Annotated in this window: 19 protein-coding genes; 5 read left to right on the top strand and 14 right to left on the bottom strand. The window is 65.2% G+C overall.

Translation table 11 applies throughout. The annotated features are described in order from the left end of the window. Positions 1 to 6: 6 nt before the first annotated feature. The 4 genes from RDU83_04875 to RDU83_04890 are packed head-to-tail and all read right to left on the bottom strand — an operon-like array spanning position 7 to position 4,077. A complete protein-coding gene (locus RDU83_04875; GenBank protein ID MDQ7840346.1) occupies positions 7 to 810 on the bottom strand; it encodes an SDR family oxidoreductase in 804 nt (267 codons plus the stop codon). Continuing rightward, complete coding sequence (locus RDU83_04880) at positions 807 to 1,820, bottom strand: carbon-nitrogen hydrolase family protein (protein MDQ7840347.1); 1,014 nt, start codon at positions 1,818 to 1,820, stop codon at positions 807 to 809. The genes RDU83_04875 and RDU83_04880 overlap by 4 nt, the downstream gene beginning before the upstream one ends. An 11-nt stretch (positions 1,821 to 1,831) precedes the next feature. Beyond that, a complete protein-coding gene (locus RDU83_04885) occupies positions 1,832 to 2,830 on the bottom strand; it encodes a lysylphosphatidylglycerol synthase transmembrane domain-containing protein (GenBank protein MDQ7840348.1) in 999 nt (332 codons plus the stop codon). Between the two features lie 23 nt (positions 2,831 to 2,853). Then, positions 2,854 to 4,077 (bottom strand): SPASM domain-containing protein, encoded by a 1,224-nt coding sequence (locus tag RDU83_04890; protein MDQ7840349.1) that lies wholly within the window; start codon positions 4,075 to 4,077, stop codon positions 2,854 to 2,856. Between the two features lie 61 nt (positions 4,078 to 4,138). Here RDU83_04890 and RDU83_04895 point away from each other — a divergent pair, with 61 nt between their 5' ends. Next, positions 4,139 to 4,720, top strand: coding sequence for a metallophosphoesterase family protein (locus RDU83_04895; GenBank protein MDQ7840350.1), 582 nt, complete (start codon positions 4,139 to 4,141; stop codon positions 4,718 to 4,720). Positions 4,721 to 4,745: 25 nt separating this feature from the next. Here RDU83_04895 and RDU83_04900 read toward each other — a convergent pair whose 3' ends face one another. From RDU83_04900 to RDU83_04910, 3 genes are read right to left on the bottom strand one after another with little or no spacing between them, the layout of a single operon-like run. Next, entirely contained in the window at positions 4,746 to 5,396 is a 651-nt protein-coding gene (locus RDU83_04900; protein ID MDQ7840351.1) for a zinc ribbon domain-containing protein, read from the bottom strand. Further along, positions 5,393 to 7,303 carry an aldehyde ferredoxin oxidoreductase family protein gene (locus tag RDU83_04905; GenBank protein ID MDQ7840352.1) on the bottom strand — a complete coding sequence of 637 codons (1,911 nt, stop codon included), beginning with the start codon at positions 7,301 to 7,303 and terminating at the stop codon, positions 5,393 to 5,395. Before RDU83_04905 ends, RDU83_04900 begins: the two co-directional genes overlap by 4 nt. Positions 7,304 to 7,331: 28 nt before the next feature. After that, a complete protein-coding gene (locus RDU83_04910) occupies positions 7,332 to 7,577 on the bottom strand; it encodes a MoaD/ThiS family protein (GenBank protein ID MDQ7840353.1) in 246 nt (81 codons plus the stop codon). Between the two features lie 182 nt (positions 7,578 to 7,759). Between RDU83_04910 and RDU83_04915 the strand changes: the two genes are divergently transcribed. After that, a complete protein-coding gene (locus RDU83_04915) occupies positions 7,760 to 8,866 on the top strand; it encodes a mandelate racemase/muconate lactonizing enzyme family protein (GenBank protein MDQ7840354.1) in 1,107 nt (368 codons plus the stop codon). 65 nt (positions 8,867 to 8,931) lie between these two features. On the opposite strand, the gene RDU83_04920 is transcribed toward RDU83_04915, so the two are convergent. The 7 genes from RDU83_04920 to RDU83_04950 all read right to left on the bottom strand — a co-directional run bounded on the left by RDU83_04920 (position 8,932) and on the right by RDU83_04950 (position 20,587). After that, positions 8,932 to 10,491, bottom strand: coding sequence for a glutathione ABC transporter substrate-binding protein (locus RDU83_04920; GenBank protein MDQ7840355.1), 1,560 nt, complete (start codon positions 10,489 to 10,491; stop codon positions 8,932 to 8,934). Positions 10,492 to 10,507: 16 nt separating this feature from the next. Further along, positions 10,508 to 12,865 (bottom strand): glycyl radical protein, encoded by a 2,358-nt coding sequence (locus RDU83_04925; GenBank protein MDQ7840356.1) that lies wholly within the window; start codon positions 12,863 to 12,865, stop codon positions 10,508 to 10,510. A gap of 3 nt (positions 12,866 to 12,868) precedes the next feature. Continuing rightward, positions 12,869 to 13,771, bottom strand: coding sequence for a glycyl-radical enzyme activating protein (locus RDU83_04930; GenBank protein ID MDQ7840357.1), 903 nt, complete (start codon positions 13,769 to 13,771; stop codon positions 12,869 to 12,871). Between the two features lie 89 nt (positions 13,772 to 13,860). Then, positions 13,861 to 14,703 carry a FadR/GntR family transcriptional regulator gene (locus tag RDU83_04935; protein ID MDQ7840358.1) on the bottom strand — a complete coding sequence of 281 codons (843 nt, stop codon included), beginning with the start codon at positions 14,701 to 14,703 and terminating at the stop codon, positions 13,861 to 13,863. Positions 14,704 to 14,985: 282 nt separating this feature from the next. Further along, entirely contained in the window at positions 14,986 to 16,080 is a 1,095-nt protein-coding gene (locus RDU83_04940; GenBank protein MDQ7840359.1) for an NAD/NADP octopine/nopaline dehydrogenase family protein, read from the bottom strand. A gap of 5 nt (positions 16,081 to 16,085) precedes the next feature. Further along, complete coding sequence (locus RDU83_04945; protein MDQ7840360.1) at positions 16,086 to 19,760, bottom strand: glutamate mutase L; 3,675 nt, start codon at positions 19,758 to 19,760, stop codon at positions 16,086 to 16,088. 68 nt (positions 19,761 to 19,828) lie between these two features. Then, the gene (locus tag RDU83_04950) at positions 19,829 to 20,587 is read right to left on the bottom strand and encodes a GntR family transcriptional regulator (GenBank protein ID MDQ7840361.1); all 759 of its coding nucleotides are present in this window, start codon (positions 20,585 to 20,587) and stop codon (positions 19,829 to 19,831) included. Positions 20,588 to 20,984: 397 nt separating this feature from the next. Here RDU83_04950 and RDU83_04955 point away from each other — a divergent pair, with 397 nt between their 5' ends. The 3 genes from RDU83_04955 to RDU83_04965 form a co-directional block, all read left to right on the top strand. Further along, positions 20,985 to 21,221 carry a ribbon-helix-helix protein, CopG family gene (locus RDU83_04955; GenBank protein MDQ7840362.1) on the top strand — a complete coding sequence of 79 codons (237 nt, stop codon included), beginning with the start codon at positions 20,985 to 20,987 and terminating at the stop codon, positions 21,219 to 21,221. Beyond that, positions 21,218 to 21,619: a PIN domain-containing protein gene (locus RDU83_04960; GenBank protein ID MDQ7840363.1), complete on the top strand. Its 402-nt coding sequence runs from the start codon at positions 21,218 to 21,220 to the stop codon at positions 21,617 to 21,619. Before RDU83_04955 ends, RDU83_04960 begins: the two co-directional genes overlap by 4 nt. Positions 21,620 to 22,011: 392 nt before the next feature. Next, a partial coding sequence (locus RDU83_04965; protein ID MDQ7840364.1) for a hypothetical protein occupies positions 22,012 to 22,207 on the top strand: 196 nt, incomplete at its 3' end.

Consider the following 22,207-nt stretch of genomic DNA (forward strand, 5'->3'; position numbering starts at 1 on the left):
CTCTACCTAGTCTACGCTCTGCCCGCGAGGAATGTTCCCCTGCCCGCGGCGGGCCAGGTAGATGATCAGGCGATCCACGGCCGACGGCAACACGGCGTTGAGCGCTATCATGGCCCGGTACGGCCAGGGTAGTACGAGCCGCGGCCGCGGCCGGTCGGCGAGCCCCACGATCGCCTCGGCCACCCGACCCGTGTCGGTCCGCAGCCACCTGGGCCCCCGCACCCTTATGGGCATGGGCTTCCTCCGCGCGCTGAACTCGGTGCCGGCAACCGGTCCCGGGGCGACCACGCAGATGTGGATCCCCTGAGGGCGCACCTCGCGGCGCAACCCCTCGCTGAACCCTTCCATGCCGAACTTCGAAGCATTGTAGATCGTCGTCGTAGGGGTCGCGATCTTCCCGGCCACCGAGCCGACGTTGATGATGACCCCGCGCCCCTGCGCCTGCATGACCGGCAGCACCGCTCGGGTCAGGAGAATCGGCGCGACCAGGTTCACTTCGATCTGGGTCAGGATCTCGTCCTCGGGCAGGCGCTCCAGCCAGTCGTAGCGCCCCAGGCCGGCGTTGTTGACCAGCACGTCAATCGTGCCGTAGCGCGCCAGTGTGGCTTCCACGATCCGGGCAATGTCCTCGCGCCGGGTAAGGTCGGCGGGCACGACCAGGCAATCCGGCAACCCGGCCGCAAGCTGCTCCAGCCGCTCGGCCCTGCGCGCAACCAGCACTACCCGATCTCCGGCGCTGCCGAACGCCCTGGCCGTTGCCTCGCCGATCCCGCTCGACGCGCCGGTGATGATGACGGTCCGGCCGCTCATGAGAGGTGTGCCTCATCGTCGGCCGAGGTCGGCTCCGGGTCCGCGCCGTCGCACCAACTGACACTCTGGACCGGAGGCATCGGCTGTTCGTTCACCAAAAGACGGAAAACGTCGGGTCGAGCATAGTGCCCGGCCACGTCGAAGTCGAACTTCCCCTGGACGACCTGCCCCAGGTCGAGATCGGCCGTCAAAATGCCCTCCTGACCAAACAACGGGCCTGCCAGGTACTCTCCCAGGGGGCCGACGATCGCGCTGCCGCCACGCGAGAGGATCTCCGGCGATTCGGACAGCTCGTCCAGCACTTCGAGATCGGCCGGGTACATCTCCCTGGTCACAAACTGGCAGCAGGACAGCACGAAGCACCGCCCCTCACACGCGATGTGACGGATCGTGGCCTGCCAGGTGTCGCGCGAGTCGGCGGTAGGCGCCAGGTAGAGTTCCACCCCCTTCGCGTACATGCTCATCCGCGCCAGCGGCATGTAGTTCTCCCAGCAGATCAGCCCTCCCAGCCGGCCGTAGGGAGTCTCCAGGACCGGCAGCGTGCTGCCGTCACCGCCCCCCCAAATGTACCGCTCCGCGGCGGTAGGCATGAGCTTCCGGTGCTTGGCCAGCAGCCGGCCGTCCGGACCGAAGTACAGCAGGGTGCAGTAGACCGTCCCGCGGCTGTAGGTCTGGTCGCGCTCGATCACGCCGATGGCCACATACGCCTGCGCCCGGCGTGCCGCCTGCCCGATCGCCTCGGTGGCCGGACCCGGCACCTCCACGGCGTTGGCCCAGTAGCGCGCCCACGCCTTCCTGCCCTCGACGGTTCGCCCACCCACGCGCGTCCCGAACCGAAGGCCCCACGGGTATGCCGGGATGAACGCCTCCGGAAACAGAATCAGCCGCGCGCCCTCTTCCGCGGCCGCGTCAATCAAGCGGGAAGTCTTCTCAATCGTGGCCTCCCGATCCATCACCACCGGGGCCGCCTGTACCACCGCGGCGCGAACTTGAGCAAACCCGTCACCCATAGCAGGCCTCCCTAGTTGAACAGTCTCAACCGCCGGACCATGAAGAAGCCGAACACCATCGGCAGCCAGAACGTCAGGCCGCGGAAGGCCAGCGCGACGACAGTGGCCTGCGGAGCCGGCACGCCCAGCGATACGAAGACCAGGATCATAACACCTTCCACGACCCCGACCCCTTCGGGGATCGGTGACATCTTCCAGAACAGGATGCCCATAGCGTAGCCCGCCACCAGCGCGCCGGGTGCGATGGGCTGGCGGAACGCCAGAAACAGGGCGTAGAGACTCGCCAGGTCCACCAGGTGCGCGGCGAGCGCGATGGCGAGCGGGCGCCCCAACCGCCGCGGGCGCGTGCCGATCGCGATCCCGGCCTGGGTGAACTCATCCGCGCTCCGCTCGGCCCAACCGGGCCTCAAGAGCCCGGGGCTACGGAACCGGCCGGCCAGCCGTACTGCGGCGCGCTCGATCCAACCCAGGCCGCGGCGCAACTGCGCCGGATGCCACAACCCCAGCAGCAGCACGCCAGCAAGCCCGGCGGTGCCCAGCAGCAACATAACGGCGCCGGCGATCTCGTAGGGCTTGAGATGGTGCCGCAGGAACAGGTGGACCAGCCCGACGACCAGGATGGCCGCGAAGGCGCACGCATCCGCCACCCGCACCAGCAGGGTGCCGGCCAGGGCACGGGCCGGAGACTGCCCGCGCCGGGCCGCGTCGTCCACGAAGAGCGCAGAACCGGCCGTTCCCCCGCTGGGCGCCAGGGTGTTGACCAGCAGCGAGGCGAGCAGCACCGGGAGCAGGTCGCGCCCGCGACCGTCCACTTCTACCACCTTGAATGATGCCTCGAAGAGCGCGGCGTACGCGGCGTAGTACATTCCCTGTAGCAGGGCCGCGGCCAGCACCCACGGCCACAACCCATGGCGGAGCGTCGCCACCAGGTGCTCGATCTCCGTGAGGCGGCTCACTACCACCGCCACGAACGCGATCACGAGCAGTACGAGCAGCCACCTACGCATCATATCGTCTACCGCGGTCCCTCGAGCTAGGGGCACCGCAGGATATCCTGCGCCCACAGGCAGTCGGCGCAGGAGGGTGCGTTGCCCCAGCAGTCTTCATTGCTCGCGGCGTAGGCGCAGGCCATGCCGCAGTCCACGCAGGACGGGAAGCGGAACTCGCGCACCGTCGCCCTGAAGGTCACGTACTCCTCAGCGGTCCAGATCTCCGCAAGAGGCCGCTCGTCCACCCGGCCCAGCACGTAGCGGCTCACCTCTTTCCGCCTTCCATAGATGTAGCACGGATAGGAGTGCATCATGGCATAGCAGGGACTCACCCCGCCGTCCCACCCGATAACCAGCGCCCGATCCTCGACGAAGCGGCAGCGCCGGGCCGCGCCCCAACGCATGCGTGGGAGCCGGGTGATTCCCCATACCAGCCAGTCGGCCGACCTCACCGGCCAGCCCGCGGCCACCGGCAACGGCTCCGCGCGGTCGTAGAGAATATCGCCGGCCATCTCCTGGGTATGGGGCAGGAGGTTCGTAACCAGGGCGAAGGACGCGCCCGCGACCTTTGCCAGCTCCGGCAGCCGGCTCAGTTCCTCCACGTTGCCGCGGGTTGCCACGAACTCCAGGCCGATTCGTGGAGCCATGAAGCCGCGCTCCCGCGCCAGATCTCGCATGCCCCGCACATTGTCCAGAACCCTGTCAATGCCGTCTGCCAGCCCTGCCCGCGCGTACGCCTGGAGGTGCGCCGAATCCACGGACACGACAAGGGTGTCGAGACGGGCTTCAAGCAGGGCGTCGGCCGTGTAACGATCGAGAAGCAGTCCGTCTGTTGCCAGCGTCACACCTGCGCCTGTTGCGCTCGCACGGGCCACCATATCCACGATCCGGGGGTGCAATAGCGGCTCCCCGAAACCGCCGAACGTGATGCGGCGGAGGTCGGGGAAGGCTCTTAGTTGCTCGATGACAAGGTCGAAGGTTTCGGAGCCCATCTCCCCGGCCCGATCGCGCCAGGCCCTGTGAATGCAGATGGCGCAGTCCAGGTTGCAGCGGCCCATGACCTCAAGGTAGATGCGGCGGGCATCCGGCCTGGCCTGCCAGAGAGAGATGCCTTCCTCGCGGGGTTCCAGGACGACCTCCGTGCCTTCGTAGCCAGGGGGCAACGTAATGCGACCGTCCTGCCCCACGACAACCCTGCCCACAGGCAGCACCCCCAGGCCGCGCCTCGAGATCGCAGCCGTGGCCACAATTCTACGACTGCCTGCCACTCTCTTGCTCCTGCCACTCTCTTGCTCCTGCCGCTGTCTTGCTCTGGTATCATGGTGGCTGATGCCGGCGGTTCGGATCCTTGCCTTTGCCGACCTCCACGGGCGGACGGAACGCGTCACCCGCGTTCGCGCGCTGGTAGCCGAGCACGCCCCTGATCTCGTGGTACTGTCGGGCGACCTGACCCATGTTGACAAGGGGGCTGAAGCACTCTCCCTGCTCCACACCCTTCCGGTCCCGGTCCTGGCCGTACCCGGCAACATGGACGGCCCGGGTGCGGTGGACGAGATCACGCGCCACGGCGGGCTCGCCGGTGAGATACCCAAAGCCATTGCGGGCTTCTCCTTCGGAGGGCCGGACGTGCAGGCCGCCTGTGATGTGATCGTGACGCACGAACCGCCGCTCGGCACCCTTGACCTGACTTTCTTACGCACGCGCGCCGGCTCGCGCATGGTGCTGGAGCTGCTGACGCGCCACCGTCCACGCGTGCTGGTATGTGGGCACATCCACGAAGCACCCGGGGTCGCACGCCTGGAGGAGACACTGGTCGTCAACTGTTCGATGGGCAACGGCAAGAACGCGGGGGCATTGATCGAGCTCTCCGAGGAGGGCACAGACGCCAGGCTCCTCGGCGACTCGGGGTAGCCGCCGCGTTCAGGCGCGCCGCGCGCTATTGTGTCTTAGTGCCGCAATCGGCGCAGAACTTCGCCCCGGGGGCAAGCTTGGCCCCGCACTCCGTGCAGTGGGCTTCGACCTGGATCTTGGCGCCGCACTCCGGGCAGAACTTCGCCTTCTTGGCCAAGGCAACCCCACAGCTGGGGCAGGTTGCGCGCGCGCCTTCCCGCCAGCTCTGCTCCTTCAGCATCGAGCGGTCTTCCTCGGCCATCTTGGAGTGCGCCCAGATCTCCTCGACGGTGCGGCTGGACTGCGCCGCCGCCATCTCGACGCCCATGTCCGGTGCACACTCCTTGCACAGCCCCTTCTGTACGCTCCAGCAGTTCTTGCGGCACACCCAGGTGGAACAGCGGGGGCACTGGATGAACTCCGGCCGTAGTTCCGCCATGGCTTCCGTGAAGGCCGCGTCATGGGCCTTCTCCCAGCTCGCCGACCGAACGCGCTCCGAGAGGTCCGCCGCCCTGCCGAAGACCCCCCCGAACAGACTGCTGGCGGCGTCCATCGCACCGGTGACCGTGCCGGTTACGGATGCCCGAAACGGGGTGCGAAAGCCGGTTCCGCACCGGTTGCAGGCAACCTCGAACTGGAAGCCCCTATTGGTGCTCAGGTCGGAGTAGTTGCTGGTGAACTCGATCTTCTCGCTCATGCGATCACCCCTCCATCGATGCGCATCGCCGTATCAGCCGCCCAGCCGATACCCAGCTCCAGCATCTTGCCGCGGGTGGGCACGCCTGTCTCCTCATCCCAACCCATCATCGCGTAGAAGGTGCGGACGGCGTGGCCGAACTTCTCGGCATCAATGCCGCCGTTCTTCAAGGCGCCCGCGCGGGTGGGGCCGAACATCCGCTTGGGCAGGCTGTCCTGGGTTGAGGTGATCCCCTCGCGTAGGTTGAACAGGCGTCCCAAGGTGGCGACCCGCTCGCCCAGCTTCACTGCCTCATGCGTGGTGTACGACCAGCCTGTGGCGGCACGCACTATCTCCACCAGCTCGTCCACGCTCCACGGCACGAACTGGCAGCAGACCACGGAATCGAGGAAGAGGTTCCACAGGTGGGATGCCTTCTGAGACGCGACCTTCTCGTCCGACAGGTCGTTGGCGGGCAGGGGCCGGGTGGCTCCCATGCCCCGCAGGTGTTCGAATGAGGGCGAGTTCATGGTGTAGCCGGTGTCGTGCATGCCGGAGCAGTGATCGGCTCCTTGCGCCCCCACGGCATAGATGAGACCCAGACCCTGCTTGACGCGAGGCTCGTGCATGGGGATCTCCAGGCCCTTGACGTGCATGGCGAACGCGTCGGCGCCCCGTCCCAGCTTTTCGGCCGCCCGCTTCGTGCCCTCGGCCAGAAGATCGCCCAGGCCCCGGCGACGGGCAATCATCTCCACCATTTGCAGCATCGCCTCGGCGTTGCCAAACTTGAGCTCGATGCCGTCGGTATCACTGGTGGTGAGAATCCCATTCTCGAAGCACTCCATGGCGAAACCAATGGAGACGCCCAGAGAGATGGAGTCCAGGCCGTAGAGGTTGGCCAGTTCGTTGGCCTTGGTGATTGAGGCCAGGTCGTCCACGCCGCAGAGAGGCCCCAGGGCAACCAGGGACTCGTACTCAGGCCCGCCGTTGCGGCGGTTGACGTTCCAGGGCTCGCCGATCTCCACCACCTTCTTGCAGCGAACGCCACAGGCGGCGCAGGCCTCCATGCCCACACCGTAGGTCTCGAGGACCGCGTTGGCAGTGACCTTGGCAGTGCCCTCGAAGGAGTTGACGCCGAAGTTGTAGGAGGGCAGGTTGCCTATCTCGTTACCCGCCAGCATCATGGCGGCGCCGCCGGTGCCTCTCTCGTGGAGGTTCTTGGCGAATCCAAGGGGGTTGTCGGCGAAACCCTTGTTCATCATAGAGGTCAACTGGTGGATTCTGGCGGGATCGGCCACCTCAGGATTCCAGCGGCCGCTGGCGGCGATGGCCTTCAGGTTCTTGGAACCCATGACCGCACCCAGCCCTCCGCGGCCGACGGCATCTTTGAGATCGTTCATGATGCAGGCGAAGCGGACCAGGTTCTCGCCCGGGGGGCCGATGGCGGCAGTGCGAATTGTCTTCTCCCCTAACTCGAGGGCTATGGCATCCTGGGTCTCCAGGACCGTCTTGCCCCACAGGTGCGAGGCGTCCCGGATCTCTACCTTCTGGTCGCTCACCAGGAGGTAGACGGGCCGGTCGGCTTTCCCCTCCACGATGACGGCGTCGTAGCCGGCCTTCTTGAGGGCCATTGGGAAGAAACCGCCCCCCTCGCTCTTGGAATACCCTCCTGTGAGCGGAGACTTGGCGCCCACGCAGTTGCGGGTGGCGCCCGGCATGGCCAGGCCGGTCATCGGGCCGAGGGCGAAGACCAGCTTGTTCTGGGGGTCGAAGGCGTCTATGCCTCGGGGCACCTCCTTGAACAGGTAGTAGGAAACGAAGCCGGCGCCTCCCAGGTAGGTGCGGTAGAACTCCTCGTCGGGCTGGTCCACCTGGATCGTGCCAGAGGTCAGATCTACCCTGAGGACTTTGCCGGCAAACCCGCGCATCGTTGTAGCCTCCCTGATTGATCAGTGATCAGGCCGACTGACAGCCCCCTGCGATGGGGACGAACACCAAAAGGGAATCCCCATCGTTGAGCAGGTGTTCAGCATACACTAGCTGACCGGAGATGCTGGCGTTCCACGGCTCGTCGTCCGGCACACCCACGGCGCGAAGGGCATCGGCCACCGTGCTGCCGGGGGGCAGGTCAAGCGTCGTGGAGCGCCGGCCCTTGGGCAAGCGATTGCGGAGCGGGCTCATCACCTCGATCGTGATCCGCATGACCTAGCGTGCAGGTTGAGCGTTCATCCGTGACACTGGGCCTCACCCGTTCCCACTCCTGGAGCCGCTGCTAGGACTCTTCGACCATGGAGGTCAAAATCCCCCAACGCGTTATTGCCGGCGGGAGCGGAGCACCACTCCGCCGAACCTACACCGCGCACACATTCCGGAGGTGGGTATCGTTGCAGATCACGCAGATCGAGATCTACGGATACGACCTGCACTATGTCCACGGCGACTACGTGATGTCCGGCGGCCGCATCGTGCGGGCGTTGCCGTCTACCGTGGTGAAGGTGACGACCGACCAGGGGATCGCCGGCTGGAGCGAGGTCTGCCCGCTGGGCCAGACCTACCTGCCCGGGTTCGCGGGAGGCGCCCGGGCGGCGCTGCGCGAACTCGCGCCCGCGCTCATCGGCGCCGACCCTGGAAACCTGGCCCTAATCAACGAGCGGATGGACAGCGTGCTGCGCGGCCACGCGTATGCCAAGAGCCCGGTAGACGTGGCCTGCTGGGATATCCTGGGCAAGACCACCGGGTTGCCGGTTGCCACGTTGTTGGGAGGCCAGCGGCGGGATAGGTACCCGCTGTACATGGCGGTCCCGCTCGGAAGCGCCCAGGAGATGGCCGCGTACGTCCAGGCACGCCGGGCCGAGGGCATCCACCGATTCCAGCTGAAGATCGGCGGCGATCCGCTTCAGGACGCGGCCCGCGTGCGGCACGTTGTCGAGGTCACCGATGCGGATGACGTCATCATCGCCGACGCCAACGGAGGGTGGCGCCTTCAGGACGCCATCGTCGCGGCCCGTCTGCTCGAACCGCTGCCGCGCGTGTATCTGGAGCAACCGTGCCCAACGCTGGAGGAATGTATCACCGTCCGCAAGGTTACGACGTTGCCGATGATCTATGACGAAATCGTCACGGATGTGCCGTCGCTCCTGGCCGCCGTGCAGCAGGGCGGCGCCGGAGGCGTCAATCTCAAGATCAGCAGGGTCGGCGGCCTGACCAAGGCCCGGTTGATTCGCGACGTGTGCGAAGCGCTCGGGGTGTCGCTGACAATCGAAGATACCTGGGGCGGAGACCTGGTCACGGCGGCCGTGAGCCACCTTGCCGCAAGCGTGCGGCCTGAGGCGCTCTTCACCGTGTCGTTCATGAATGACTGGACAAAGGAACACGTCGCGGGCTACCGGCCGCGCTCTCAAGACGGCTGGGGCGGACCCGCACCGGGTCCTGGCCTCGGCGTCGAGGTGGACATCCGGACGCTCGGCGAACCGCTGTACGTGGCGCGCTAGAAGGGGGGAGGCCTGTGCGCCTCCCCCCTCTGCTTCCGCGTTCCCACCAGTACCGGAGCGATCCGCTACCGTCGCAGCCAGGCCTTGTGCGCCATGACGCGCTCCGCCGGATGAATGATCAGGCCCTGCGCGGCGTGGCGTATGCCGGTGACCTGTGCCTCGCTGTGCAGGAAGAGCCAGGGCGCGTCGTCCATGATGACGCGCATGGCATCAGCATAGATCTTGTCGCGCTCGCCCTGGTCAACGGTCCTCCGGCCCAGGTCAAGCAGGGCATCCACACGTTCATTCTTGTAGAAGCCCCGGTTGTTGGAAGCCGGTGCCCACTGCGACGAGTGGAACAGGGCGTAGAGCCCGTAGTCCGCGTCGCCCGTCACGGTGCCCCAACCGATCATGTACATCTGAGTCTCGTTCTCTGGCTGCGGCCGGCTCGTGAAGGCCAGGTAGGCGCCCCACTCCATCGTCCTCAACTCGAGCTCTATCCCTACCCGGCGCACTAACCCCTGGATACCGGCGGCTATCTCCGCATCGCGGATGTAGCGCCCGGACGGATGATGGAAGACGGCGCGCAAGGGTCGGGCTCGGCTGAACCCTGCCTCGCGCAGCAGCGCCTCGGCCCGGTCCAGGTCCCAATCATAGGTCATCGTCTTGGAATATCCCTCGACGTTGGGTGGGATGGGCGCATCGGAGACCCGGGCGGTGCCGTTCAGGACGCTGCTGACTATTGCGCGCTTGTTGACCGCGTAGTTTAGTGCCTGGCGGAGGCGCCGGTCGTTGAACGGCGGGCGGGTCACATTGAACCCGACAAAGATCGTGCGGAGACTCTCGGACACCAGCACGCCTAGGTCCCGGTGGCCCTTGAGCCGGTCGATCTCGCGCGGGGGCACCCGGACGGCCACATGGATCGAGCCGGCCTCCATCGCCGCCAGCCGCGCTCCGTCGTCCGGGATCACGCGGAACTGCACCTCGTCAACAAAGGCCTTCTCTCCCCAGTAGTCGTCGTTGCGCGTCACCACGACGCGGTCGCCGCGGATCCATTCCTTGAACTTGAACGAACCGGTCCCCACCGGCTGCCGGGCGTAGTCGGCGCCCAGCCGGCGAATGGCCGTCGGGCTCTGCATTCCCACCGCACTGTGCGTTAGGTGGGCCAGCAGTGGTGCAAACGGAACACTGGTGACCAATCTGATCGTCATGGAGTCTACCACGGTGACGCTCGTGATGCGGTCGATCAGGAACCGGAACGGCGCCCGCGTGGCAGGATCAAGCATCCGGTCGAGGTTGAACTTGGCCGCTTCAGCGTCAAACGGGGTCCCGTCATGGAATCGTACTCCGGGCCGGAGCCGCAGCGTCCGCGTAAGCCCGTCTGGGGACACCGTGTGCGAGGCGACCAGTGTGGGTTGGATCTTGCCTTCGGGCGTGAGCTCGAAGAGCCCCTCGACCATGTGTTCCAATATGGCGAAGCTCGGTGCGTCCACGGCGATTGGCGAGTCGAGCACCACCGCGTCCGTACCGGACGCGATGATGAGCGCTCCGCCGCGCGTGGGGGTCACGGCCGGAGCGGCCAAAGCGGAAACGCCCAGCGCCCCGGTCAATGCGATCGTCGCAAGAGCGGTCAGGAATCTACGCATGCGATCTGATCCCTCCTTAGAATGACTGGTGCTCAGTGCGCGCGATGATCTCGTCCTGCAAGGTCTTGCTCAGCTCGCAGAAATAGTCGCTGTACCCGGCGACCCGAACAATGAGGTCCCGGTACTGCTCCGGATGCGTCTGCGCCTTGCGGAGTGTTTCCGCCGTGATCACGTTGAACTGGACGTGATGACCGCCCAGCGCGAAGTAGGAACGCACGAGGTGGACGAGATTCTCGATGCCCTTCTCGCCCTCCAGCAACTGCGGCGTGAACTTCTGGTTGAGCAAAGCTCCGCCAGTCCGGACGTGGTCCATCTTTCCGGCGGAGCGCAGGACCGCCGTGGGCCCCTTGCGGTCGGCTCCCTGGACGGGAGAAATCCCTTCGGAGAGCGGCGTCCCCGACATGCGACCGTCGGGGGTTGCCCCTGTAACGGAACCGAAGTACACGTGGCACGTGGTCGGAAGAAAGTTGATGTGGTAGTGTCCGCCCTTGGTGTTCTTCCGGCCGTCGACGGCACGGTAGTATATGTCGAACACCTCTCGCATGATCTCGTCGGCGTAATCGTCGTCGTTCCCGTACTTAGGAGTCTTGCTGATAAGGATCTGGCGAATGCGCTCGCGACCTGCAAAGTCATCCCCGAGGGCTTTGAGCAGGTCCGGCATCCTAATCGTAGGATTGTCGAAGACATGATGACGGATCGCCGCCAGGCTGTCGGTGATCGTGCCGATCCCGACGCCCTGGATGTAGCTGGTGTTGTATCGCGCGCCGCCGCTGTTGTAGTCCTTCCCCTTGACGATGCAATCATCGATCAGGATCGAGAGGAACGGCACCGGCATGTAGTCCGCGTACAGCCGCTCGATGGCGTTGTTGCCGCGCACCTTGATGTCTACGAAATGCTTCAGTTGCCGATGAAACGCCTCCATCAACTCGGGGAATAACGAGAACGTCGCCGGATGGCCTGTCTCGATGCCGATCCGCGCTCCCGTGCGCGGATCCACTCCGTTGTGCAGGGTAACCTCCAGCACCTTGGGAAGGTTGAGATAGCCCGTCAGGATGTAGCTCTCCTTACCGAACGCCCCGGTTTCCACGCACCCGCTCGCTCCCCCGCCGCGGGCATCTTCGATCGTCTTGCCCTGGCGTAGGAGCTCTTCCACGATGGTGTCGGCGTTGAATACCGACGGCTGCCCCCATCCCTTGCGAATGATCCTGCACGCGGCCTTCAGGAACTGGTCGGGGCTCTTGCGGCTGAGCTGGATGTTGGAGCCGGGCTGAACTAGCCGCATCTCGTCGACGACCTCAAGGATGAGGTACGTCACGTCGTTGACCCCGTCGCTGCCGTCCGGCCTCAGTCCGCCGCTGTTGATATTGGCGAAGTCGTTGTAAGTAGAGCTCTCGGCCGCCGTGACCCCGACCTTAGGCGGAGCCGGTTGGTTATTGAACTTGATCCAGATGCACTCCAGCAGCTCTTTCGCCCTATCGCGGGTGAGCGATCCGTCAGCCAAACCCTTCTGATAGAACGGCTGGAGATGCTGGTCGAGGCGCCCGGGGTTGAACGCATCCCAAGGGTTGAGTTCCGTGATCACGCCGAGGTGGATGAACCAGTAGGCCTGAAGCGCTTCCCAGAACGTCTCGGGCGCGTGAGCCGGGACCTTCCTGCACACGCGGGCGATCTCTTCCAGTTCGGCCTTCCGCGCCGGGTCCGCTTCCTGGACGGCGAGTTCCTGCGCGCGCTCGGCGTGCCGGCGCGCTAGGGTGACGACGGCATCGGCGCAGACGGCCATCGCTTCGAGCTCCTCTTTCTTCTCAAAGGCCTGAGGGTCGTCGAGGAAGTCCAGGGCCTCCAGGCTGCGCCGGATATCGGCCTTGAAGTCCAGCATGCCCTTCCGGTAGATCTTGCCGTCGAGCGCGGTGTGGCCGGGGGCCCTCTGCTCCATGAACTCGGTGAAGATGCCTGCCTCGTAGCACGCCTTCCAGTCGCTCGCCATCTCCTGGAAGATCCTGTCGCGGATCGTCCGCCCCTGCCAGAAAGGAATGACCGTGTCACTGTAGATCCTCAGCATGTCGTCGCCCACGCAGAACGCGACCTTGTCGCGGCCGTCCAGGGTTCTGAGGTCCTCGAGGCTGTGGCAGCAGAGCTCGGGGTATGTGTACGTATCCTTAGGCGCCGGCCCCCGTTCACCAACGATCAGTTCGTCGTCACCAATCCAGATGGACTTGTTCTCCATGACGGCCTTGAAAGCACGGGCGCGCCGCATGGGTGCTGAAAGGGAATCGGTCCGCCCGCAGGAATCCGTCACCAGAACGGCGCGCTCCGGCGATAGTTGAGGGGTTGCCTTCAGGCTTTGCTCCCGAAGTCTACGCACACGGTTCGTCATGGTCTATCCTCCAACCGAGACAGTAGCGACGTACGATCGCAGGATCATCGCTACCTCTTGCACCCGTGCGGGTGTTGGCCGCCCGACCGTCTGCAACTGAAAGGCCTCCCCCAGACGCTGGTACTTCGCGATGCCCGTATCATGGTACGGAAGCACGTCAACCTGCGTGATTCCGCCGAGCGATGCCACAAACCGGCCGGTCTGCCGGATGTTGTCCTCATCGTCGTTAATGCCGGGAATGACCGGAACACGGACGATCACGTCCCGGCCCGCCGCGACAAGTCTGCGCAGGTTCTCGAGGATCAGGCCGTTGGGTATGCCGGTGAAACGGCGGTGTCGTTCCTCGTCAAGGAGCTTGAGATCGTACAGGAAGAGGTCCGCAGCCGCAGCGACGGCCTCGAGCACAACCGGCGCGGCGTACCCGGACGTGTCTACGGCGGTGTGAATCCCCCGGGCTCTGCAGCCTTGCAGGGCGGATAACAGGAAGTCGTGCTGGAGGAGCGGCTCTCCTCCCGAGAAGGTGACCCCTCCCCCGGACTGGTCATAGAAGACGGTGTCTTTGTCGATCTCGACCAGGACCTCGTCAGGGGTCATTTCCCGACCGACCAGTTCCCGCGCCCCTGAGCAGCAGGCATCAGCGCAGCGCCCACACCGGATGCACGACTCGCGCACCGTCACAAACGCGTCGTCTTCGCGCCGGATCGCCCCCTCCACGCACGCTTCCAGACATGCGCCGCACCGAATGCACCGGTCCGCGCGAATGACGAGCTCCCGTCGGGTGAGAATGGACTCGGGGTTGTGACACCACAGGCACCGGAGGGGGCATCCCTTGAGAAAAACGGTCGTGCGGATGCCGGGCCCGTCATTCACGGCGAACCGCATGATGTTGAAGACACTTCCCGTCATCGGCAGGAGCCTTTCTCTCAGACAGCCCCGATAGGCCTGCCTAGCGGTAGCGCGCACCCGCACCGTATCAACAAACGGAACCCGCCGCGCTAGGGGCGTGTGGCCCGGTACTCGCTGACGTTCACTCGCTCTCCCCAGGCGAGATGCTCGGCCATCGCCTTCCGCGCGGCCTCCGGCGACCTGGCCTCTATGGCTTCAAAGAGGATCCGGTGACCTTCCCGTGAGCTCGGGATGCGGTCCGCGCTTGCGGTGATGCTGACCATGCGCACGAACATGAGCAGCTCGCGCATCGAGTCGATAAGCTGGAGGAACAGGCGGTTATGGGTGGCCCGCAACACCGCGTCGTGGAATGCTACATCGTGAATTGCGTAGGCCTGCGTGTCACCGCTCGACCTGTCGAGCGCGTCAAGCTTCTGGCGCATGGCGGCGAGGTCGCCTTCCGTCGCCCGCTCCGCCGCCAGCGCGGCGGCCTCGGTCTCGATGACACGCCTCAATTCGAGGCTTTCTCCCATGATATCGTCGATCGCCCCAATCTCAAGCCGCGCGGCGAGGATCTCGTGTGAGAGATCGCACCATGCTGCGCGCTCGCTCACCCGGCTGAAACGCCCCTGACGACTCTCGACCATGCCCAGGGTGGCCACGATCTTCAGGGCCTCGCGGATAACTGGTCTGCTGACCTCGAACTTGAGGGCGAGGTCGCCCGACGAGGGAAGTGGCTCACCCGGCCGGAAGTGGCCGAGGAGGATGCTATTGATCAGCGATCGAGCTGCCTGACGCGAGAGTGTCTGTCTCGCGATCGACGGAAAGCGCGCCGATGACGGCGCGTCACGAGAAACCGCTGCTGAGGAGACTCGGCGGGACGACCGATCGGCACCCGCAACCGACCCCGCCGGGACTGCAGCAGCGCGATTTCGTCTCGAATCCCGGCCCATACCCTCGCGGTCGCTCCTTGGTCCGGCAATTCCCATGAGAAGGTCTTATAAGGTTACCTTACAAGTCGAACAATAAGGGAGAACATTTCCAAAAGCAATAGGCAAACACCTGCTATCCTCGGCGATACCGCGACCTGCCCATGGACTTGGCCGACGCCACGCTCGGTGCTCTGGCCGAGGAGCGCAGGCTAGGAATGATCTTCTCCGCCGCGGATGGGTCGGGGGGTAGTAGGTTATGCGCGTCGTAGACTAGGGTCCGTGCCGCTGCGGCAGGTTGGCGGCCTACCGCGCGGCGGCAGGTCCATTCCGGATCAGCGCCTTGGCCTCGGCGACGGTGAGGCCGGCAACTCCCAGCCGATGGAGATCGCGGCCCTCCTTCCAGAAGTCGCGCCGGTACAAAGCACCGCACACATCCACCAAACCCGCCGTCGCCCGCACGTCCACCCCGGCCAGACGCCCGAGCGACGCGATGGGCACGAGACCCGTGGGCACGTCTTCCAAGACGTAGCGCACATCCAGCGAGCGCGGGGCGGCTATGCCCGCGTAGGCCGGGTTGCTGAGGATCCGGTCGTATAGCGTAACACCGCTGACGCCCTCGTAACTTCGCTCCAGCCAATCGGCGGCCGAGATGGCGCTCACATCGTACGCCCGCGCCACGGCGAGCCGCTCCTCGTCGATCGCCTCCAAGAACCGCGCCACGGCCGGCGTCATGTCGCGATAGAACTCGAACGGCACACCGGACTCGATGCGCGCCACGCTCAGCACGACCGTGCCGGGATGGAAAACAGCCCCCATGTTGTCCAACCCGGTCTCCAGCACGTCCCGGGCAGCGACGAACTGCGGGTACAGAGGACGCAGAACTTCCAGGACCCGCGGTGTATCGCTCGCGGGCAGCGCGGCCAGCGGCACCTGGCGCTTGATGCTGTTCACCCGGACGCGGGCCGGACCCGAAATCCGGCAGGCGAACAGTAGGGTCTGGGCCTCCGACACCACGACCCGGCCCTCCACACCGCGGCTCGCCAGCACCTGGCGGAACTCCAGCGCACCCCCGGTGCGCCCCGGATTGAGGACGATGACCTGCCCGTCGCGAAGGTGGGGGCTGCACGCCTCAGCCATGAAGGCGTGGGCATTGGCCGGCACCACCACCAGAATGATGTCGGCCTCGGCTATAACCGGCGCGATGTCCGTCGTCACCAGCTCCAGCCGTCCAAACCCGTCAATGGCACCCTCCAGCCGCACGCCGCCCGCTGCCTGGATCTCAACGATCTCATGCGCGAACTTGTTGTAGAGGCGAACCGGGTAGCCACGCAGGGCCAGATCACCGGCAAAGGCGTGCCCGCCGTTGCCCGCTCCCAGGACAGCCACTTTGGGTTTCATGGTCGCTACCTCCTCCCCGCGTACTGCTGGACATCGAGCGGTATCAGCTCGCGCTTCATGACCCGCACCGCCTGCTCGGGGTTCACCCTTCCGTACAGCCCGCCGATGATGCTGACCAGGTACTGGGCATCCAGCAAGACGGGTCCCCGGGGCCGCAGCACGTGGGGCTCGGCAGGATTGTAGAGCACGCCCCGCGCGATCAAAGCCAGGTCGTCCAGGTAGCGAGGCGCCTTCTCCTGGCACTTGTGATACACGGTGCCCCCAATCAGAACGACCGCCACCGGCTGATTGAGCAGATTGACACCGTACTGCAGAAAGTAGGTTTCGGTTTCCTCAACGTATCCGGCATGCTTGCGGGTGGCCGTGGCGAGGATCTCGTGCGCCAGCCATGCCCGGGCGGCGTTCTCGATCGCGGTATCCGGAACGACGTGGGGATTGGAGGAGAGAAAACTCAGGTATCGGTCGAGGTCAACCTCAACCTGGCCGTTGCGCGAGTACAGGAACTGCGAGAACTGGCCCGCCCCGGGGACGAAGGCGTCGGGGAGGTTCCGGCTCAAATACTCGGACAGTTCACGCTGCATCTCGCCGTTTCGAAAACGTTCCAGTTCCTTCAGGTTCTCGGCGTTGTAGGCGAGCCCGTACTTGCCCTCGACCCGGCGGTAGGCCAATGGGCTGTTGGGAGTCTTGAGAATGGTGCGCTTGACGCGTCGGGCGTTGTCCGGCCCTTCATAGATGTAGAGGGGGTTGTCGGACACGTTGGAGAAGAAGTCGGTGGTGGCGCCCCCGATATCGAGCGCCATGATGTCCCCCAGGCCCTCCTCGTTACCGTGGCCGTGCGCCAGCAGATTGATGCCCCGGAACGCCGCTCGAGGCGTGGGGATGAAGGGGGCGTCCATGTACTCCTCCACCACGTCGAAGCCCTTCCCGCGGATGATGACCGTCTGGAACAGTTCGCGAATGGCTTCGTTCACGACCTCAATGTGAAACCGGTTCACCTCGGGCATCACGTTGTCGGTGATCCGGACGTCCACATTGTTCCAACGGAAGATGTGCTCCACTTGCTCGCGCACATCATGGTTGCCGGCGTAGATGACGGGGACGCCGTAGCGCGTGTAGGTGGCGTTCTTAGCGTTCTCGGCCAGCAGGCGCGCGTTGTGCAGTTGGGTCTCGGAGTCGCCCCCATCGTTGACCCCACCGGCGATCAAGATGATCTCCGGTTGGTCAACGGTGTAGATGCGGCCGGCCTCTTCCGGCGTCAGCTTACCGTCGTAGCTGGCCACCAGTTTGGCGCCGGCGGTGAGCGCGGCGAGTTCCGCCGCGAACCCCGATTCCTCCCGGGTAAGAGCGATGGTCACCATCTTAAGGCCGCCCTTGGCACTCGAGCACGGCAGCCGGATGTCAAACCTGCTCATCGCCTCTTCGAGGGGCTTCCAGTCTCTCCGCTCCTGGCATGCCGACAGAACGCCCATCCCGTCGGCCAGCCCGACACGGATATCGTCAACCGTCGTCGGCACGTAGCGGAGATCGAACTGCTCGGTCTGCACGTCGAACATGCCCACTTTGGTGAAGGTCGAGCCAAAGTCCACGACCAGTACCTTTTTGGCGCGCGCCTGCACCAGGCCGACGCGCCCGGCGACGATATCCTCCTTGCCGCTGGCTTCCTCTTCCTCTTTCTCGGTCTCGGTGATGTAGGTCTGGTCGGCTGCGACCGATATGCTCCTGTCGAAGTACCAGGGGTAATGATGGCGCACCAGGTCCACCCTGGTGAACTCGTCCTTGACCGGGATGCCGTTCCACTCCTCGATCCGGCATGCCCCTCCGACCACCTGGGTCCGGCACTTGCCCACCATCTCGTAGCGCTTGTCCACCACGGTGAGGTGCGGCGCCTGGAAGAGCCCGATCTGCAGGGCCAGCTCCAGCGCGTCGGGGCTGATAACACCGCACGTTCCCGTCGAGTAGTTCCTCTCGTCCGCCAGCGACAGCAGCATCGTCTCGTAGTTGCGCTCGGGGTCCTCGCCGGGCTCGTGGGCCCACTCCAAGAAGTTCGCCACGGTGACGGGACCACAATACCCGCCAATGAGCGCACCGTGCAGGACGTTGTACATGCTGGTCTTCTTCAGCTCGGCGATGCGGTCGCGCACCCAGGGATCGGCCCAGATGTTGGGCACGTGGCCCTTGGCGAAGTCCCAGCAGACCTGCTTGGTGATCTGGCAGGACTCGATGATGTCCTCGGCCTTGGCCTCGTGGTGGGCTTCGGAGTGGGTCACGACGTGGAGAATGTGGGGCTCGAGGTAGAGCTGCGTGTAGATCCCAAAGGCCAGATGCCCCTTGGCCTGGTACAGGTCGGGCGGGAAGCTGGGCAGCCCAGAGCGCGTCTGCCGGATGATCGTGAAGTCGAAGTGTCGTTCGAGAGGCTCGATCAGCTCGTAGGCCGCCTTCATCTTCGCGAGGTCGTCGAGCGCTGAGATCTCAGGGGGCAGCTCGAACATCATCTGCATGACGTAGTGCTTGACGCCCAGCTTGAGCGCCATCAGCCCGCAGAGCACGTGATCCGCCACCTGCATGTCATCGCTTGCGTAGCGCAATCCCCACTGGTGGGGATCGTTGATCTCGCACGGCTTGCCGATGCTCGCCCAATAGCGGATCGTGTCGTAGTGCTCGCGGAAGGAGTCGTGAATCGAGATGGGGCCGCGTCCGTCCATTCGGTTGTAGAAGAAGATGGGAACCGCGGGGAAGCAGGCGTTCAGGTGCTCCTCCCACAGTTTGGCCAGTTCGAGGAGCTCGTCGGTGCCCGTGTAGATGCGCGCCATCGGATAGTTGCCGCGCCGCGTCGCCGCCTTGAGCCGCTTGAGGTCCTCGATGCTGCGGATGGGCGCTCCGCCCTGCCCCGCCAGGTACCTCGAGGGATCCTCCTCACCTCGGATGAACTTGGCCAGCATCTCCTGCGAGGTTTGGTCGGGCGCCAGAGATACGATCTCCAACGCGCCCGCGTCGGCCAGCGTCTCGATGCCGGCGATCGTCGGTTCGATCGTCTCCGCGGCTATGCCGATGTGCGCGCGGATTATCGGCCTGTTTTCGCGCTCCCGCACCTGCCGCATGCGCTCGACCAGATAGTCGGACCACTGAATCTGTTCCGTGACGCCGTGGACCGGCTGGCCGCGCGCAAAGCGCTCCAGCTCCTCCATGGTTATGTAGTCGTCGGCGATCACCTCGAAGAAATTGTGGAACGCGGGCTTGTGCCTGTACTCCTCGGCCACCGCGTCCAGGTCATAGTGGCGTTCTTCAATCGGCGTGAACTCGTCTCGCTCGAGCGGCACGCCGGTCATCGCGCGCACCAGATTGGCCGCCGGGCGCAGCCCGCCGAAACAGTAGCGAATTCCTGACTCGCCGGGTTGCAGCTCGAACTTGCTGATCGTCTCGATGAACTCTGTGATCAACTTGTCCACGTGCAGGTCGCCCAGCCGCATCGAGACCCCGACGACTTCGGGCCGCGCTTCGCGGATCTTGTTCACGACCTCGGGGATGGGCACTGCGGGGCCCAGCTTGACCGCGATGTAGCCCAGCTCGAGGTCCTGCAGCCAGTCGGCAAATCCCTCCACGCCCAGGTTGTGGACGCACTTGCCGATGGCGCCGACCATGACGCGGCGCTTCTTTGCGTGACCGTCAGCGGTGGTATCCATTCGCCCCTCCCTCAGGTTCCTTTCGCGGTGACGACGTGCTCTCCGGGCAGGCCCTCGGAAGACCGGGCCTACAGGGAATATGCGCGGCGGATCGCGAACCGGTAGCGGTCGCCGCGATAGTACGCCGCATCGTACGTGATCGGCGCGCCGGACGCGGTATAGACCGTCCGCGTGCTGGCGATGATCGGCGCTTCCTCTGGAATGCCCAGAGCGCGGGCGATCGTCGGCGTCGCCGCAGCGGCCTCGTATGTCTGGGCAACCTGGGCCGGCTCGAGACCGGTCACCCGGCGAACGTGCTCTAGCACTAACCCGAAGGTGACGCGGCCTTCTGCCTCCGCCGCGAGCAGGGCTCTGCCGGTGGGCTCGCCGGTCTCAAGGGGGAGATGAATGCGGTAGAACGCCAGCGGGGCGCCGTCGGCCAGGCTCAGCATCTCGATGACGACAACACGCTCGCCGACGGGCAGCCCGAGTGCCTGGGAGATTGCGGCAGGGGCAGCGAGCTGGTGGATACCCACCAGCCGCGAGGACGGTGTGTAGCCGGCCGCGGACACGGCCTCTGAGAACCGCACCACGCGGGTCAGATCCTGATCGATGCGCGGGCCCGCGACAAATGTGCCCCGCGCCGGCACCCGCATCAAGAGCCCTGCGGCGACCAGGTCGCTGATGGTCTGTCGAACGGTCGTACGGCTGACGCCGTACGCCACGCAGATTTCGCGCTCCGAGGGGATCTGCTGTCCCGGCGGGAACCGGCCCTTCCGGATGTCGCGGGCGAGCGCCGCACCGAGCTGGTTGTGGAGCGGGGTCGCCGTTCTCCGCTGAAGCTTCATCGCACCGTCCTCGAGAGGTCCTGTCTGGTCATGACCAATAGTAACCAACTACGACCTGACCGGGCCGTATTCCTGCCGAGGTACCTCTCCCCGGACTCTCGCGGCGGGCTTCCAACGGAATCGGGGCCTCCTGTACACACCCGGACGCTCCTGGAGCGGGTCGCCGAGAGATCGTCCTGCATCGGGAGGGGATCAGACTGGTCGCAGAGACAGGGGGCAACCTGCCTGGACTACTCGGCCTCGGATGACACTGCTAGCTCATAGAGAACGCCATAGCACAAAGGCCAACGTGGAGAAGAACATCCTGGTGGGTGTGTCTCGGCAGCTTGCGCTCGATCGCTGGTTGTAGTACAATATCATTGAAGTGTCATACAACATGGAGCCAAGGGAGTGCAGCATGCCTACGAGTGTTCGTTTGGATCGAGAGCAGGAGGCCCGGCTGCGTGCCATAGCCGAGTCTGAGGGAGTCCCATTGTCGGAAGTCTTGCGGCGCGCGGCGCAGCATTACTTGAGTGAGATGGGCGGCCCTCTGCGGGTGCGGCTGGCCGACGCCGTCGGCACCGTCCGATCGGACGGAGGCCGTGCCCAGCGCACCGGCGAGAGCTTCAAACGCATCATCAGGCGGCGGTCGTGATTCTCACCGACGCCGGGCCTCTCGTCGCCATCGTTGATCGGGGCGAACCCGACCACAAGAAGTGCGTGGATGCCCTGGCCAAGCTGCTCGGGCCCATGCTGACGACCTGGCCCGCGTTCACCGAGGCGATGTATCTTCTCGGCGATGCCGCGGGCTGGCAGGCACAAGAAGTGTTGTGGCGGCTTCAGCAGCGAGGAGACCTGGTCGTGGAGATGCCTGCACGCCTCGACTATGCAGTCGAGCTCATGCGGCGATACCGTGACCTGCCCATGGACTTGGCCGACGCCACGCTCGTTGCTCTGGCCGAGGAACGCGGGCTCGGAACGGTCTTCTCCCTGGACAGGGATTTCCAGGTGTACCGACTGGCACGTGGCAAGCCGTTCAAAGTCATCCCTTGAACCTGGAGGCCTTCACGGCATAGCGCGGCCACAATCGTCCTGGTGCACTACCTGTCCGGCAACTCCGCCCGGCCCACGTGGCCCATCGCAAGGCGAGCTGTAGCGTAGACTACTTCCCCTTCGACTAAAGTGCCGTTGGTCCCGATACCCGTCACCCAAGAGTTCGCTAGCCTCTCCAACTCCTGGGGGACCCCGGCGTCTTCCGACGACCGCGCGATGACGCCTGGGCTCGCATCCCTGCCCAGCCGATTCCCGAGTGACTTTGCGCACGATCCGGACAACGGTCCTCCTCGCGTTTGAGTAAAGTCCAGGGTAGCAGTTGAGGGGATTTCGGTAGCGAAGCAGAAAGACCTCACGACTTCTCTCGGCAGAGAAAGGGGTGAGGTCTTTCCGTGGTGCAGTCGAGCATCTCCAGCATGCTACAGGAGCAACCGAACTTCAAGACCCTGGAGCTGCGGCTCTGGGAGGAGGCGGCCGCGGCGGCGCGAGCGGAGTTGACGGGGGTGCTGGAGGCGCTGGACGCGGCGCTGATGGCGCGGCGGCCGGCGGGGTTACGGCACTGCGGGTGGAAGCGGCGGGTGGTGGAAG

It is taken from the genome of bacterium (genome assembly GCA_031082185.1).
Taxonomy (GTDB): Bacteria; Sysuimicrobiota; Sysuimicrobiia; order Sysuimicrobiales; family Humicultoraceae; genus VGFA01.